This window comes from Streptomyces sp. NPDC057617, from assembly GCF_042800555.1.
In the GTDB taxonomy this organism is placed as follows: domain Bacteria; phylum Actinomycetota; class Actinomycetes; order Streptomycetales; family Streptomycetaceae; genus Streptomyces.
Map to the genome: position 1 here is coordinate 23,646 of NZ_JBHVGV010000011.1, position 15,353 is coordinate 38,998.

Sequence of the window (15,353 nt, forward strand, 5' to 3'; positions counted from 1 at the left end):
TACGACGGGAAGAGTTCTCGGAACCTTGCTGCACAGTCCTTGACTCTACGGTCCGGGCGGACGCGGGACCGTCGGCCCCCGTAATTCACCCCTAAGTCATCAAACGTTGAACTTTAACCATTCCTCCGTTACCTGGAGGCGGCAGCCTGCATGACTATGACCGGCAGGCGTCGCTCTTCTTCCTCCCGTCCCTTCCAGTCCGGTGTGTTTCGTACTGTCTGTACCGCGATGGTGGGAGCGTCGCTCCTGGCCGGCTGCGGTGTGCTCCCTGGCGGCTCGGGGGGCTCCAGGGAGCCCGTGACGGTCATGACCTGGGCGCCGATCGGCACCAACGCCACCAATCAGCCGGGCATGCCGGCCATGGCCAAGGCGTTCGCCCGCTGGGTCAACGCGAACGGCGGGATCGACGGTCATACGCTGCGCGTCCTCACCTGTGACGAGAACAACGACACCGCGGGGGCGGCGGACTGCGCGCGCCGCGCGGTGAACGAGAACGCGGTCGCGGTCGTCGGCTCGTACAGCCAGCACGGCCGGGAGTTCATGGCACCGCTGGAGGCCGCGTCCATCCCGTACCTGGGCGGGTACGGGCTCACCGAGGAGGAGTTCAACAGCTTCCTCTCCTATCCCGTCAACGGCGGCCAGGCGACGCTTCTCGCCGGCAACGGCAGGCAGTTGGCCCGCGAGTGCGAGCGTACGGCGCTGGTACGGCCCGACACCATCACCGGCGACGATCTGCCCGAACTGCTCAACTCCGGTCTGGCACAGGGCGGCAGGGGGACCGCGGGCGACATCCGCGCGGCGGAGGACGCCACCGACTACACCCGCCAGGCCGAGCAGGCCCGCTCGCGGGCGGGGGACGGCGGCTGCGTCACCGCGATCCTCGGCGACCGTACGGAGACCTTCTTCGACTCGTACCGCCGGGTGCCGGAGGACGGCCGGGACATCAAGGTCTCCTCGGTCCTCGGCAGTGTGAGCCAGCCGCTCATCGACAGCACGGGCGGCAAGACGGGCCCCTTCGAGGGCGCGTATCTGACCGGCTGGTACCCGGTGGCGACCGACCGGGCATGGAAGCCGATGCTGGACGTGATCGACAAATACGCCTTCGGCGACAACGACATCGACCCGGCGGACCCGGGCCCGCAGACGACCTGGATCGCCTACACCGCGCTCAAGAAGGTCATCGAGTCGATCAACGCCGACGTGATCACCCCAGGCAAGATCGCGGACGCCCTGGACCGAGGCGTACAGATAGACACCGGCGGCCTCACCCCACCCCTCCGCTGGCGCTACGAAGACATGCTCGGCGCCCCGGGCTTCCCCCGCATCGTCAACCGCGACGTGACCTTCCAGGTAGTACGAGACGGCCGCCTGGTAGCCCAGAAAAAGGGCTTCATCGACGTCGGCCAAACGGTGGGCGGCAACTAACCAGCAGGTCCGGCGGCAACCAACAGCCCGTCCGGCGCTTGAGGACAGAACGCTGGCCCGTCGGACGCTTGAGGACAAACCCAGCCCGTCCGGCGCTTGAGGACAAGGCCAGCCCGTCCGGCGCTTGAGGACGAAAACTTCAGCCCGTCCGGCGATTGAGGACACGTATCAGCCCGTCCGGCGATTGAGGACACCGGGCGGGCGCGTCGGGCCCGGGACGGCTAGAGCTGGGTCGGGGGGCGTTGCGAGAGGCCGTACTTCGTCGCGATGCCGTTCCACAGCTTCGACGCCTTCTGCTTCGCCGCCGTCGCGTCACCGCTCGCGCGGTTCCCCTCCGCCGCCTGCTGCGTCACCCGCGCCTGGCCGTCCTTGCAGTTCTTCTTGCCCTTGACCTGCTTGGCCCAGTTCGCGTAGTGGTCGTCCGCCGAGGCCGACGCCTCCCACGCCTCGGTCAGCGACGAGGTCAGCTCGCCGTTGTCGGGGAGCTTGTCGAGGGTCAGGTCCTTGAGGCGGGTCACCAGATCGCGGCGCTGCTCGGCGGCGCCGTGGAGATCGGTGGCCGCCTGGTCCAGGTTGTCGCAGGACTTGATGGACTCGACCGCCTTGATGACCGTGGCCCGGCTGCTGCCGCTGTCCGCGAGCAGCTTGTCGAGCGCTTCCGCCTGCGGCTTGGCCGGGTCGTCGGCCGCCTCGCTCGGGGAGGGTTCGGCGGGGGCCGAACTCACCGCGCCCGCGGCCGCGCTGTTGTCCGGTGTCGTGTCGTCGCCGCCACCGCTCATCAGCGCGCCCGCGCCCAGGCCGAGGACGGCGCAGCCGATCACCACGGCCGCGATCACGGGGACGGGCGAGGACTTGCGGCGCCCGGCGGAGCGGCCCTGCGGCTGGCGCGGCTCCTGCGCCCGGCCCTGGCCCTGGTCGTACGAGGCGTGCTGCGGCGGTTCGTAGGGCGCGGCGGCGGGCCTTTGGCCCACCTGCTGGGGTCCGCGGCCGACGCCGAACTGGGGCAGCGGCTGCGTCGAGTCCGCGCCCTGCCCGCCGCCGGGCGGCGCGTCGCTGCGGAAGAGGCTGTCGAACTCGGCGGGCGGCTGGCGCTCGCCGGGAGCGCCGGGAGCGCCGGGCCGGATGCCGTACGGAGCGCCGGGAGGCGCGGCCGGGACATTCTGCCCGGGTCCCTGCTGGGCCGGTACGGGCGCGATGTACTGCGTGGCGTCCGCGTCCGGGCCGCCCTGTCCGGGACCTTGGCCGAGGCCCTGACCGCCCTGGCCGGGCCCCTGGCCCTGGATGGGTGACGGCAGGAACTGCGTGGCCTCGGCGGCGCTCTCGGGCGGCAGCATGCCGGGGCCGGGGCCCGCCGCTATCGGGGCGATGAACTGGGTGGCGTCCGCGTCCCCCGCGCCGGGTATCCCGGGCGCCGCGCTCACCGGCGGCAGATACTGCGTGGCGTCCGCGCTGCCCGCCGCGGGCGCCTGCGGCGGCAACGGCTGTGCGTGCTGCGGCGGTTGGGGCTGATGGTACGGCTGGCTCTGCTGCTGGTACGGCTGTTCCTGCTGCGGGTAGGTCTGGCCCGGCCCCTGCGCCGGCGGAAGCGGCTGGCTCGGCGGGAGCTGACCGCCGTACGGGGCGCCCTCCTGCGGTCCGTACGACTGGCCGCCGGACTGCTGCCCGTACCCCTGCTGCCCGCCGTGCTGCTGGCCTCCGTACGAGGGCTGCCCGCCCTCCGGCCGGCCGCCGCCGTACCCGGGCTGGGCCCCGCCGCCGTACCCCGGCTGGTCCTGCTGCCCGTCGCCCGGCCCCCAGGGCTGTCCCCACGGCTGCCCGCCCGCGGGCCCCTGTGCGGGCGCGGGCTCCTCCGCGGACTGGCCCGGGATCCAGGGCGCACTGCCGTCGCCGGGCAGCACAACGCCTTCGTGCGCGGGCCGAGCTGCGGGGTGCCGCTGCTCATCCCCTTGTCCGCTGTGCGTCACCGGGACTCCTACGTGTGGAACGTGTGGACCTACCGAACGTCGGTTCACGCTACCCGGTGAATCCCGGCCTCTGCCACGCGCCCGGATCCAGTAACGTCCGGTCCACGGGAGACGCTGATACAGAGGCCGAAAACGCCGGTACCGTCCGGGAATTGGGCCTGATCAGGCCCCTGGACCCGTCCCGGACACGGCATGGGCACCACGCTCCTACGGCACTCTCACGCACGACACCTCCAGGACACCCCCGCGCAAGACTCGTCACAGAACTTTCACCCGTCCCGTGACATCCCTCACGAGGGTGCCCCACAAGGCCCTGTCCACCGGACAGGATGCAGGCCCTCCGCGGCCCGGCGCCGCGGAACCCGGTCCCGGGCCTCACCCCGATCTCGAACCCGCTCCCGCTCCCGCTCCCGGTCCCGCCGAGCCGGCTCCCCTCTCACGCCGCCTGGATCTCCAGCCGCGCCCCGAACTCCCGTACCACCGGCTCGTTCCCGTACGGCTCAAGCCGCTGCTGGAGATCGTCCAGATACTCCGCGCCCCGGCTGGACCGCAGCGTGCCCAGCAGCTCGACCGCGCGCGTGCCCGTGTGGCACGCCTCCTCCACCTCGCGCCGCTGGACCTGGGCCGTCGCCAGCAGCACCAGCCCGATCGCCCGCCGCCGCGCCCGGGACTCGGGGTGGCCCTCCAGCGCGTCCGCGGCATGCCGCCCCGCCGCCTCCGGCTGCCCCAGATCCCGGTAGCAGTGCGCCAGTTCATCGGCGAGATAGGCGTGGTCGAAGTGCGCGATCCACTCGGGGTCGTCACCGGACGCCGCGTCCGCCTGCTCCAGCGACTCGATCGCCCGGCCCGCCACCGCCTCGCAGGTCCTGCTGTCGCCCATCAGCGCGTGGCCGCGCGCCTCGGCCGCGTAGAACATGGCCTGCGCCCGCGGCGTCACCTGCCCGCGCGCCCCCTCCTGCGCCGCCCGCGCCAACTGCGCGATCTCCCGCGGATTCCCGAGCTGCGCCGCGAGATGGCTCATGGACGCGGCCAGCACATAGCCTCCGTACCCGCGGTCCCCCGCCGCCTGGGCCATCCGCAGCGCCTGGATGTAATAGCGCTGCGCGAGCCCCGGCTGTCCGGTGTCCACCGCCATGTACCCGGCCAGTTCGGTCAGCCGGGAGACGGCCGCGAAGAGCCTGCGGCCGACCGATTCGCGGTACGAGCCCGAGAGCAGGCCCGCCACCACGCTGTTCAGATAGTGGACGACGACCGGCCGTACATGACCGCTGCCGAAGCGGTGGTCCAGATCGATGAGCGCGTGCGTCATCGCCCGTACCGCGTCGACATCCGAATCGCCCACCCGCGCGCCGGTGTTGCGCGCGACGGCCGGGTCGGCGGCCGTGATCAGCCAGTCCCTGCTGGGCTCGACGAGCGCGGAGGACGCGACGGCGGAGCCGGAGAGGAAGTCCCGCCGCCCCACATCGCTCCGCCACAGCTCACAGACCTGCTCGATCGCGCCGAGGACGGTCGGCGAGAACTGGAGGCCGACGCCCGAGGCGAGATTCTTGCCGTTCGCCATCCCGATCTCGTCGATCGTGACCGTACGGCCCAGCTTCCGGCCCAGCGCCTCGGCGATGATGCCCGGCGCCCGGCCGCGTGGCTGCTGTCCGCGTAACCAGCGGGCCACCGATGTCTTGTCGTACCGCAGGTCGAGCGCGCGCTCGGCACCCACCATGTTGACGCGCCGGGCGAGCCCGGCGTTGGAGCACCCGGCTTCCTGGATGAGCGCCTGGAGCCGTTCGTTCGGCTGTCGCGCTACGAGAGGCCTGGCTGCCAATTTGGATACCCCCTGTGGCCGCAGTGATCAGCTAAGTGACCAATGCCCGGCAGATCTGCGGAGAATGCGCATGTTCGGCGATAAGCGAAATTTTCGACGGTTCTTCGGGAACGTCGGTAAACACGGCCTGGCCGGCCCGCTGTTCGCCCTCGCTGCCCGCTGTTGCTCACTGCTCGCCCCCATGGTGTCTGAGCCCCGGGGGTGGCTACCCGGATACCGCCGCACACCTGCACGCGCGCCCCCGCCCATGCATCGATGCGCCCCATGAGCGGATTCGGCGCACGGCGCGGCGGCGTGCGCCCGTAACCCGTGGTGATGGCGGTAGTTGTGCTGTGCGTGGAAGAGACGATCGGAGTCAGGGACGCCGCGCGGATCCCGGGGCAGCGGGGCGAACTGCCGCTGGACTGCGCGGTGCGGTATGCGGAAGAGAGGCACTGGGACGTGTTCCCCGGCACATGGCTGGAGGCGGTCGAGGGCGCGGAGCGGTGCTCGTGCCGCCGGGCGGGCTGCCCCCTGCCGGGGGCGCACGCGACGGGACCGGAGTGGGCGGCGCAGGCGACGGGCAGCGCGGCGACGGCGCGCAGACTGTGGGCGACGAGGCCCAAGGCGTCGGTCCTGCTGCCGACGGGACGCGCCTTCGACGCCCTCGACGTACCGGAGGCAGCCGGCTTTCTGGCGCTGGCCCGGATGGAGCGGCTGAATCTCGCGCTGGGTCCGGTGACCTGCACACCGGACCGGCGGATGGTGTTCTTCGTCCTGCCGGGCGCGGCGGCGAAGGCGGAGGAGCTGGTACGGAGGCAGGGCTGGGCGCCCGAGGCGGTCGATCTGGTGGCGCGGGGCGAGGGGCAGTACGTGGCGGCGCCGCCGACCAGGGTCGGCGGCAGGGGCGCGGTGCAGTGGGCCCGCAAGCCGACGCTCGCGAACCGCTGGCTGCCGGACGCGGAGGAGCTGATGAGCCCGCTGGCCTACGCGTGCGGGCAGGAGGCAGCCGCACGGCGAACCCGTCGTCCCTAGGTCCGTCCCGTCGCCCATAGGTCCATCGGGATCCGGCGTACGTAGGGTGTGCCGTGGATATACGGGATACGGGACACCGAAAGGCAGCACCATGCCGGACCAGGCACGGGACGAAGCACCAGGTACGGACGCAGCAGCCGGGGCAGCGGGGGCGGACGGTGCGGGCGGGGCGGGTACGCCGCCGCCCGCCGTCCGGGTCGAAGGGCTGTGGAAACGATTCGGCGAGCAGATCGCCGTCGCCGGTATCGATCTGGAGCTGCCCGCGGGCCAGTTCATCGGCCTGGTCGGCCCGAACGGCGCGGGCAAGACCACCACCCTGTCCATGATCACGGGCCTGCTCAGACCCGATCAGGGGCGGGTGACGGTGGCCGGACACGATGTGTGGCGCGACCCCGCCGAGGTCAAGGCGCGGATCGGGGTCCTGCCGGAGGGGCTGCGGCTCTTCGAGCGGCTCTCCGGCCGCGAACTCCTCGGCTACACCGGGCGGCTGCGGGGGCTGCCCGGCACCGAGACCGACAAGCGCGCCACCCAGCTCCTTGACGTACTGGACCTGGCCGGCGCCCAGCACAAGCTCGTCGTCGACTACTCGACCGGCATGCGGAAGAAGATAGGCCTGGCGGCGGCGCTGCTGCACAACCCCCAAGTCCTGTTCCTGGACGAGCCGTTCGAGGGCGTCGACCCGGTGTCGGCCGAGACGATCCGGGGCGTGCTGGAGCGCTATACGGACTCGGGCGCGACGGTCGTCTTCTCCAGCCATGTGATGGAGCTGGTCGAGTCGCTGTGCGACTGGGTCGCGGTGATGGCGGCGGGCCGGATCCGCGCACAGGGCACCCTCGCGGAGGTACGGGGCAGCGCGCCGTCCCTCCAGAGCGCCTTCCTGGAGCTGGTGGGCGCCGGCTCCCGTGACACCGGCGAGTCCCTGGACTGGCTGGGCGGCACCCGATGAGCCGGACCCTGCCGACCGGGACCGCTCCCGCTCCCGGCGCCGCCCCGCTTGCCCCCGCTGCCTCGCTCATCCCTGTTTTCGTACGGCTGAAGCTGTCCCTGCTGCGCAATGGTCTGCGGCAGTCGTCCGGCCGTACCGCCGCGTATGTGGCCTCCGCGGTCTTCGCGCTGCTCATCGCGGCGGGGCAGCTCCTCGGCCTGGTGCTGCTGCGCGGAAACGATCACGCGGGCACGCTGGTCGTACTGCTCGCCGGCGTCCTGGGGCTGGGCTGGGCCGTGATGCCGCTGTTCTTTCCCAGCGGGGACGAGACCCTGGACCCGACCCGTCTGGTGATGCTGCCGCTGCGGCCCCGGCCGCTGGTCAGGGCGCTGCTGATGGCGTCGCTGGTGGGGATCGGGCCGCTGTTCTCCCTCTGTCTGCTGCTCGGTTCGGCGATCGCGGTGGCGCACGGCGCGGCGGCGGTGGCCGTGGCGGTCGTCGCCGTACCGCTGGCGCTGCTGACCTGTGTGGTGCTGGCGCGTGCCGTCGCGACCGCCAATATCCGGCTGCTGACCTCGCGCAAGGGCCGTGATCTGGCCGTTCTGAGCGGTCTGCTGATCGCGGTGGGCATCCAGGTCGTCAACTTCGCCGCGCAGCGGCTCGGCGAGGCGGGCGGCCTGTCGGAACTCGACCCGGCGGCCGGGCTCGTACGGTGGCTGCCGCCCGCGGCGGCGATCGGCGCGGTGGACTCGGCGAGCGCGGGCTCGTACGGAACGGCCGCGGCGCAGCTGCTGCTCTCGGCCGCCGCCCCGGTGGCGCTGCTCCAGCTGTGGCAGCGGTCGCTGGTGAAGCTGATGACGACCCCGGACGGCTCGACGCTGGCCGCCGCGGAACCGTCCCGTACGGAGTCGGCCTCGGCGGCGGGACGGCTGGGGCGGCTGCTGCCCGAGGGGCGTACGGGCACGGTGATGCTGCGCAGTCTGCGCTACGTGTGGCGCGATCCGAAGACCAAGGCGGCTTGGGTGACCTCGCTGGCCATCGGGCTGATCGTGCCGCTGTTCAACGCGATCCAGGGCCAGGGCACGATCTACTTCGCGTGCTTCGCGGCCGGGATGCTGGGCATCCAGATGTACAACCAGTTCGGCCAGGACACCTCCGCCTTCTGGATGGTGGCGCTGACGATCTCCTCGACGCGGGACGCCTATCTGGAGCTGCGGGCCCGGGCCCTGACGCTGCTGTTGATCACCCTGCCGTACGCGACGCTGGTGACCGTGGCGACGGCCGCCCTGCTGGGCGACTGGCACGCGCTGCCCGAGGCGCTCGGCCTGTCCTTCGCGCTGCTCGGCGCGATGCTGGCGACGGGCGCGGTGGCCTCGGCCCGCTTCCCGTACTCGATCCCGCAGGACAGCGCGTACAAGAACGTCGCCCCGGGTCAGGCCGGGCTCGCCTGGATCTCCATCGTCGGCGGCATGCTCGCGGCGGCGCTGATCTGCGCGCCGGTGATCGCGGTGAACCTCTGGCTCCACATGGCGGGCGCCGACGGCTGGACCTGGCTGCTGCTCCCCATCGGCACGGCCTACGGCGCACTGGCCACCACCTGCGGCCTCCGCCTGGCAGCCCCCCACACAGCGACCCGCCTCCCAGAAATCCTGACAGCAGTCAGCAAGGGCTAAGCCTGCCGACCCAGGCCGACATCTCCAGCCCGTCCGGCGATTGAGGACAAACCGGCCCCCGGACGGACCCGGCAAAGCACCACGACCCCAGCCCACCACCGGCCCAATCAGCCCGCCCGGCCCGCCGACCCAACCAGCCCAGGCCGACATATCCAGCCCGTCCGGCGATTGAGGACAAACCGGCAGCCGGCCGGCCCCGGCGCACCGGCACCGCCCCCGCCCCCGTCACCCCGTAAGCACCCCGTCCAGGAACGGCTCAATCGCCTCCCGATACGCCTCCGGCCGGTCGTAGTGGATCAAATGCCCCGCATCCGTCACCTCCGCGTACCGCCCACGCGGCAGCACCCGCACCATCTCCTGCGCCTCCGCCCGGCCCAGATCGCCGTCCAGACCGCGGACCACCAGGGCCGGGCACTGGACCTGGGCCAGCTCCTCCCAGTGGGCGTCAAGGACCCAGGTCGCCCGGGAGGTCAGCATCTGGTCCCGCGAGAAGACCGGATGCCAGCCGTCCGCCCGCTCCGTCATCACCTCCGCGAAGAACTCCCCGCGCGACGGAGCGGGCCGGTCCGCCCAGGGGTCGTCCTCGGCGAACCACTTCCGCGCGTCGTCAAGCGTCGCGAACGGAACGGGCCAGGCATCGAACCACCGGGCCCACTGCTGCTGCGACTTCGCACCCAGCGCGGAGGCCCGCATGTCGGAGATGACCAGGGCCCGCACCAGATCGGGCCGCCTCGCGGCGAGCTGCCATCCGGTGAGCGCGCCCATCGCGTGCCCGATGAGCGTCACGGGACCGAGCCCGAGCTGTTCGATCACCGTCTCCGCGTCGGCGACATACGCCTCCCTGGTGTACGGCCCGTCCGCCGGCTTCTCGCTGAAGCCGTGCCCCCGCTGGTCGAGCGCGACCGTACGGTGCCGCTCGGCGAGCCAGCGTCCGGTGGGGGCCCAGTGCGAGGCGCGGCCCATGAGGCCGTGGAGCAGCAGAACACCCGGGGTCGGCTCCGGCACACCGGCTGTCCGCTCCGGCACGCCGGGGATCCGCCCCCGCTCCCCCGCCTGCTCCCCGTTGTCCCGCCCGTCCCGGCCGTCCCGCGCGCCCCCGCCCCGTTCCGCTTCCGGCTCCGCGCGCCGCCCGGGCGGATCGGTGAACTCCCAGGCAGCGAGACGTACGCCGTCCGCTCCGGTCACATCGATGCGCCGCACCATGCGTCCCGGCACCCCCTTCGGTCCTGAATGGTCGTACCCGTGGTCGTCCTGAGTGGTTGTCGGCCGTCGGATTCCACTTACGGCCCGGTGCGCGCCCGTCCAGCCCCGCCAGACTATCGAACTCTCGTTCGAGAACGCGCTTCCCCTGAGCAACACCGCTCGTTCGAGTGACAGCGATCAAGGATTGCCCGACGCGGCCCGGGGGAGATCTTCTCCGGGAGGCGGGCCGCTCGGGGATGACGGTCCGAGGGGAATGACCCTGAGAGCTCGGGGCTCCGGGTCAGCGCGGGGGAGGACAGGCTCCGGTGCCACACGGCACCGGAGCCACCTCCCCAGACGCAACCTCCGCGGACATACGTCATCGCATACGAAATCTCCGCGCGGCCATGCACATCCCCCAGGTCCTGCCCCCGCAGGACATACGGGCCGTGCCACGGCCGCGACGCACCGTGCCCACCCCCACACAGGCGCACAACCCTGCTCCCTCCCCGGGCATGGCCGGGGCCCCCGGCCGCCTTCAGGTCAGCCTGGCACGCGATGCGTCCCACCGCTGCCGTTCCGGTCGGAAAGCGCGCGCCCCCCGGCCGCGAATGCTCCCCGCGCGCCCCCCAACGCCCGCACCCGTACTACGTACTTACCGCCGTCGCCCCCGCGCGGCCACCCCCCGCTCAGCACTCAGCACAGACCGAGCACCGGCCCCGCGCCCGGCTCGACACCCGACCGCGCGCCCGGCCCCGCGCCCGGCTCAGCGCTTCGCGACGAAGACGTGCGACGCCACCTCGGTCTGTAGCTCCGCCGCCTCGCCACTGCTGCCCACCAGCACCCCGCCGGGCGACTCCGTGACACTCACCACCGACCCCGGCTGCACCCCCGCGCGCCGCAGTGTGTACATGAGCTGCGCGTCCGTCTGGATCGGCTCGCCGATCCGCCGCACCACCACCGTCTTGCCCTCGGCGCCCGGGTCCAGCTCCGCCAGGCTCACCATCCCCGCGTCCAGGAACGGATCCGCCTCGGTCTTCTCGCCCAGCTCCTCCAGGCCCGGGATCGGATTCCCGTACGGCGACTCCGTCGGGTGCCGGAGCAGCTCCAGCACACGGCGCTCCACCGCCTCGCTCATCACATGCTCCCAGCGGCACGCCTCCGCGTGCACCTGCTCCCACTCCAGGCCGATCACATCGACCAGAAGACACTCGGCGAGCCTGTGCTTGCGCATCACGCGGGTCGCCAGCCGGCGCCCTTCCCCGGTCAGCTCCAGATGCCGGTCGCCCGCGACCTGCACCAGCCCGTCCCGCTCCATCCGGGCCACGGTCTGGCTGACCGTCGGCCCGCTCTGGTCGAGCCGCTCGGCGATCCGGGCGCGCATTGGGACCACACCTTCCTCTTCCAGCTCAAGGATGGTGCGGAGGTACATCTCCGTCGTGTCGATCAGTCCGGACATACGTGCCCCTCGATAAATCGTGCGCTGGCCCTGAATGCAATTCTGACGCATACCACCGACAACCGTGCCGCGCGGAAGAAAGCCGAAGCGGTGCGGCCCGCGCGAAGGGCGGGCGGCGGCCGCGGACGGCCGGGCAGCCGTATTGACAGAGTAATGGTCCAGACCTCAACGTGATCCGCGACACAGACATCACCCGCCTCCGCGAACACCACCATCACCCGCCTCCGGGAACACCGCCCGTAACCCTCCGGGAACACCTCCGGAACTCCGGGCGCCCCCGGAAACCGAACTCCGGGCACCCCCGGAAACCCCCACGCCTGGGAGGGCCTCCTCGATGAGCGAGAGCAAGCTGTCCGGTCAGTTCTTCGATGCCGCGATCGGGCTGCTCCGCCGCGTACGGGACGAGGAGTCCGCCGCCATCGCCGCGGCCGGCACCGCGATCGCCGACACCGTCGCCGCCGGCGGCCGGATCTTCGCCTTCGGCGCCGGGCACTCCTCGCTCGCCGCGCAGGACATCGTCTACCGGGCCGGCGGTTTCGCGCTGGCCAATCTGCTCGCCGTACCCGGCGCGGTCGGTGTCGATGTCATGCCCGCCACGCTCGGCTCCGCACTGGAGCGGGTCGACGGCCTGGCCAGCGCCGTACTCGACTCCGGTCCCGCCGAGGCCGGGGACGTACTGGTGATCATCTCCCTCTCCGGGCGCAACTCCCTGCCCGTCGAGATGGCGGCGCACGCCCGGTCCCTGGGGCTGAAGGTGATCGGTGTGACGTCCGTGGCCTATGCGACGGAGACGACCGCCCGCAATCCCCTGGGGAGCTTCCTCAAGGACCACTGCGACATCGTCCTCGACAACAAGATCGCGGTCGGTGACGCCGAGTTGACCGCCCCCGGCATCGAGGCCCCCTTCGCCCCCGCCTCCACCGTCGTCACCAGCGCGCTGATGCAGGCGATGATGGCCGCGGCCGCGGAGGAACTCGCCCACAGGGGCATCGAGCCCCCGCTGCTGCGGTCCGCCAATGTGGACGGTGGGGCCGACTGGAATCGCCGCGTAATGACGGAGTACTCCGACCGTATCTTCTACCGTCACTAGGCAGACGCACCGTTCGAACGGCGACCGTACCGAAGTAGCCAAAGCAACGACAGGGTACCGGAGCGGCTGATCAGTCGAACGACTAGAACTAACGGCCGAGGCCTGCGGGAACTTCCTCCGCGGGCCTCGGCCGTTCCCGTACCCCCGACCCTCGAATTTGCGTCACCAAAGGCCCGGTTGGCGGATTTCTGATCTTTCACGAGAAGGTAATGTTCGTGCAAAGTAGGAGAAGCTGCGGTGTTGCATCATCGGAGCTGACGAGGTGTCGGCACATACATCGCGCCCGATACCGCGTAAAACCAGGCCGACCCACACAGGCCGCCCGACGGCCACCCCCGACTGCCGCGACCCGGCAGGGGTGACGCCCACCCGGCGGCCCGTACCGCACCCCCTTTTTCACCCCCCACTGACCCGACCACACCGCGCCCCGGTACGTCCGTCGCGCAGGAGGCAGGCCATCATGAAGTCACTCATCGACCACGCCCGAACCTTCTCCGTCCAGGTGGCGGAGCGCCACGAGGAGTTCCGCGAACTCGCGGCCGGACAGCAGCCGCAAGCGCTCTTCATCACCTGCTCGGACTCCCGAGTCATCCCGTCCCTCATCACCGGCGCACGCCCCGGTGAACTGTTCGAGCTGCGTACGGCGGGCAATATCGTCCCGCGGTACGACGCCGAGCGGCCCAGCGGCGAGGCCGCCACCATCGAGTACGCGCTGCGCGTGCTCGGCGTCCGCGACATCGTCGTCTGCGGCCACTCCCACTGCGGAGCCGTGGGCGCGCTCGTCCGCGGCGAGGACCTGTCCGCCGTTCCCACCGTCCGCGGCTGGCTCGACCAAGGTGTCCCGTCGCTGCCCGCCGCCCAGGGCCTCGCGCACGCGGTGCGCCACCACGCCGCGGCCCAGCTCGCCACCCTCCGCGGCTATCCCGCCGTACGGGAGCGCAACGCCGAGGGCAGGCTCTCCCTGCACGCCTGGTACTACGAAGTGGACACCGGCGCGATCAGCGTCCACCGGCCCGACCTGGGCGGGGAGTTCAGACCGCTGTGACACAGCGGCCCAGGCCTGGGCATCAGCACGACCTCACTCCCCACTCGTCCGCTCGTGCACGCGGACCGCACCCTCTAGGAACGCCCCTCATGTTCTCCCAGTTGTCCCAATTGAAGGACCAACGTGTCCTGAGGCGCGACATACTCGCGTCCCTCGTCGTCTTTCTCGTCGCGCTGCCCCTCTGTGTGGGGGTGGCGGTCGCCTCCGGTGTCCCGGCCGAACTCGGCCTGGTCACCGGCATAGTCGGCGGTCTCGTCGTGGGCTTCCTGCCCGGCAGCTCGCTCCAGGTCAGCGGCCCGGCGGCCGGTCTGACCGTCCTCGTGTACGAAGCGGTCACGGACTTCGGCCTAGGTGCCCTCGGCGCCATCGTCATGGTGTCCGGACTGCTGCAACTCGCCCTCGGGGCCCTCGGTTTCGGCCGCTGGTTCCGGGCCATCTCGGTCGCGGTGGTCCAGGGGATGCTGGCCGGCATCGGTCTCGTACTGGTCCTGGGCCAGGTGTACGCGATGGCCGACACCGCGCAGCCCTCCGGCGGGCTCGGCAAGCTCGCCGGACTGCCCGGGCTGGCCCTGGACATCATCACGGACGGTACGGCGCTGGCCGCGTTCCTCGTCGGGGCCATGACCGTCGCCGTACTGATCGTGTGGCCCAGACTGCCCGCCCGGTTCCGGGTCGTCCCCGGCCCGCTCGCCGCGGTCGCCCTGGCCACCGGGGTGACCCTGCTGCTGGACCTTCCCCTCGCCAAGGTGGAGGTCCAGGGCCTGCTGGAGTCCATATCACCGCCCGGCGCGGGCGACTTCGGGCAGCTCGCGGGTGTGGCCGCGATCGGCACCGTCCTCGCCTTCACCCTGATCGCGTCGGCGGAGAGCCTGTTCAGCGCCGCCGCGGTCGACCGTATGCACGACGGCCCGCGCACCGACTACAACAAGGAGCTGATGGCGCAGGGCGTGGGCAACACGGTCTGCGGGGCGCTCGGCGCGCTGCCGATGACCGCGGTCATCGTACGGAGCGCCGCCAACGTCCAGGCGGGGGCGCGCACTCCGCTCTCCCGGATCCTGCACGGCCTGTGGCTGCTGCTGTTCGCGGCGCTGCTGCCCGCGGCGATCGGCGTGATCCCGCTGGCGGCGCTCGCGGCCGTCCTCGTGCACGCCGGCTGCAAGCTGGTGCCGGTGAAGGACATGGCGCCGCTGTGGCGCGAGCACCGCGGCGAGGCGGTGATCCTCGTGATCACGGCGGTGGCGATCCTGGTCACGAACCTCTTCGAGGGCGTGATCCTGGGGCTGCTGCTCGCGGTGATCAAAACGGCGTGGGAGATCTCGCATCTCCATCTCGATGTACGTGAACTGACCGGCGGGCGCATGGTGGTGTCGATCACCGGCAACGCGACGTTCCTGCGGCTGCCCAGGACGATGGAGCAGTTGGAGGCGCTGCCGAAGGACCGCCCGATCGAACTGGACCTGTCCGGGCTCCACCATGTCGACCACGCGTGCCGGATCGCCCTGGAGAACTGGGCGCTGCGGCACAACGACGCGGAGACGGAACCGGTGAGGATGCACCCGCCGACCGTGTCCTGACACCGGCGGGTACGGAGCTTGCACCAGGGCTGTACGAGTACGGAGCAGCCTGTACGAGGCGCCGGGCGGCGCGTCCCAGCCGCCCGGCGCGTCCGGGGCACGCGCTCAGTTGTCGTACGACACGACAGAGCCCGGCGGCCCGCCCGCCCCCGGCGCCCGGGTCAGTCGTCGTCCGGCAGCGCT

General features: G+C 71.7%; 11 protein-coding genes. 7 read left to right on the forward strand and 4 right to left on the reverse strand.

The window, feature by feature from the left end; genetic code table 11:
- The first annotated feature begins 156 nt into the window (after nt 1–156).
- Nucleotides 157–1,425 carry an ABC transporter substrate-binding protein gene (locus ACFU9P_RS25540; protein WP_376377479.1) on the forward strand — a complete coding sequence of 423 codons (1,269 nt, stop codon included), beginning with the start codon at nt 157–159 and terminating at the stop codon, nt 1,423–1,425.
- Between the two features lie 221 nt (nt 1,426–1,646).
- Here ACFU9P_RS25540 and ACFU9P_RS25545 read toward each other — a convergent pair whose 3' ends face one another.
- A complete protein-coding gene (locus tag ACFU9P_RS25545; protein WP_384084871.1) occupies nt 1,647–3,389 on the reverse strand; it encodes a hypothetical protein in 1,743 nt (580 codons plus the stop codon).
- A 436-nt stretch (nt 3,390–3,825) separates the two neighbouring features.
- Nucleotides 3,826–5,208: a transcriptional regulator gene (locus ACFU9P_RS25550; protein WP_376377475.1), complete on the reverse strand. Its 1,383-nt coding sequence runs from the start codon at nt 5,206–5,208 to the stop codon at nt 3,826–3,828.
- Between the two features lie 315 nt (nt 5,209–5,523).
- Here ACFU9P_RS25550 and ACFU9P_RS25555 point away from each other — a divergent pair, with 315 nt between their 5' ends.
- From ACFU9P_RS25555 to ACFU9P_RS25565, 3 genes are all read left to right on the forward strand, one after another.
- Nucleotides 5,524–6,222: a bifunctional DNA primase/polymerase gene (locus tag ACFU9P_RS25555; protein ID WP_376377473.1), complete on the forward strand. Its 699-nt coding sequence runs from the start codon at nt 5,524–5,526 to the stop codon at nt 6,220–6,222.
- Nucleotides 6,223–6,313: 91 nt separating this feature from the next.
- Entirely contained in the window at nt 6,314–7,168 is an 855-nt protein-coding gene (locus tag ACFU9P_RS25560) for an ABC transporter ATP-binding protein (RefSeq protein ID WP_376377471.1), read from the forward strand.
- Nucleotides 7,165–8,820 carry a transporter gene (locus ACFU9P_RS25565; protein ID WP_384084875.1) on the forward strand — a complete coding sequence of 552 codons (1,656 nt, stop codon included), beginning with the start codon at nt 7,165–7,167 and terminating at the stop codon, nt 8,818–8,820. Before ACFU9P_RS25560 ends, ACFU9P_RS25565 begins: the two co-directional genes overlap by 4 nt.
- 225 nt (nt 8,821–9,045) lie before the next feature.
- Here ACFU9P_RS25565 and ACFU9P_RS25570 read toward each other — a convergent pair whose 3' ends face one another.
- Complete coding sequence (locus ACFU9P_RS25570) at nt 9,046–10,023, reverse strand: alpha/beta fold hydrolase (protein WP_384084878.1); 978 nt, start codon at nt 10,021–10,023, stop codon at nt 9,046–9,048.
- Between the two features lie 745 nt (nt 10,024–10,768).
- Nucleotides 10,769–11,461 carry a metal-dependent transcriptional regulator gene (locus tag ACFU9P_RS25575; protein ID WP_376377465.1) on the reverse strand — a complete coding sequence of 231 codons (693 nt, stop codon included), beginning with the start codon at nt 11,459–11,461 and terminating at the stop codon, nt 10,769–10,771.
- 334 nt (nt 11,462–11,795) lie between these two features.
- On the opposite strand from ACFU9P_RS25575, the gene ACFU9P_RS25580 reads away from it, so the two are divergent.
- From ACFU9P_RS25580 to ACFU9P_RS25590, 3 genes are all read left to right on the forward strand, one after another.
- Nucleotides 11,796–12,551 carry an SIS domain-containing protein gene (locus ACFU9P_RS25580; protein ID WP_376377463.1) on the forward strand — a complete coding sequence of 252 codons (756 nt, stop codon included), beginning with the start codon at nt 11,796–11,798 and terminating at the stop codon, nt 12,549–12,551.
- Nucleotides 12,552–13,011: 460 nt separating this feature from the next.
- Nucleotides 13,012–13,596 carry a carbonic anhydrase gene (locus ACFU9P_RS25585; RefSeq protein WP_376377461.1) on the forward strand — a complete coding sequence of 195 codons (585 nt, stop codon included), beginning with the start codon at nt 13,012–13,014 and terminating at the stop codon, nt 13,594–13,596.
- Between the two features lie 89 nt (nt 13,597–13,685).
- Nucleotides 13,686–15,170, forward strand: coding sequence for a SulP family inorganic anion transporter (locus ACFU9P_RS25590; protein ID WP_384084883.1), 1,485 nt, complete (start codon nt 13,686–13,688; stop codon nt 15,168–15,170).
- Nucleotides 15,171–15,353 lie beyond the last annotated feature (183 nt).

Coding starts and splice junctions, on each gene's coding strand:
- ACFU9P_RS25540 (WP_376377479.1), top strand. CDS start 157: ATGACCGGCAGGCGTCGCTCTTCTTCCTCCCGTCCCTTCCAGTCCGGT.
- ACFU9P_RS25555 (WP_376377473.1), top strand. CDS start 5,524: ATGGCGGTAGTTGTGCTGTGCGTGGAAGAGACGATCGGAGTCAGGGAC.
- ACFU9P_RS25560 (WP_376377471.1), top strand. CDS start 6,314: ATGCCGGACCAGGCACGGGACGAAGCACCAGGTACGGACGCAGCAGCC.
- ACFU9P_RS25565 (WP_384084875.1), top strand. CDS start 7,165: ATGAGCCGGACCCTGCCGACCGGGACCGCTCCCGCTCCCGGCGCCGCC.
- ACFU9P_RS25570 (WP_384084878.1), bottom strand. CDS start 10,023: ATGGTGCGGCGCATCGATGTGACCGGAGCGGACGGCGTACGTCTCGCT.
- ACFU9P_RS25575 (WP_376377465.1), bottom strand. CDS start 11,461: ATGTCCGGACTGATCGACACGACGGAGATGTACCTCCGCACCATCCTT.
- ACFU9P_RS25580 (WP_376377463.1), top strand. CDS start 11,796: ATGAGCGAGAGCAAGCTGTCCGGTCAGTTCTTCGATGCCGCGATCGGG.
- ACFU9P_RS25585 (WP_376377461.1), top strand. CDS start 13,012: ATGAAGTCACTCATCGACCACGCCCGAACCTTCTCCGTCCAGGTGGCG.
- ACFU9P_RS25590 (WP_384084883.1), top strand. CDS start 13,686: ATGTTCTCCCAGTTGTCCCAATTGAAGGACCAACGTGTCCTGAGGCGC.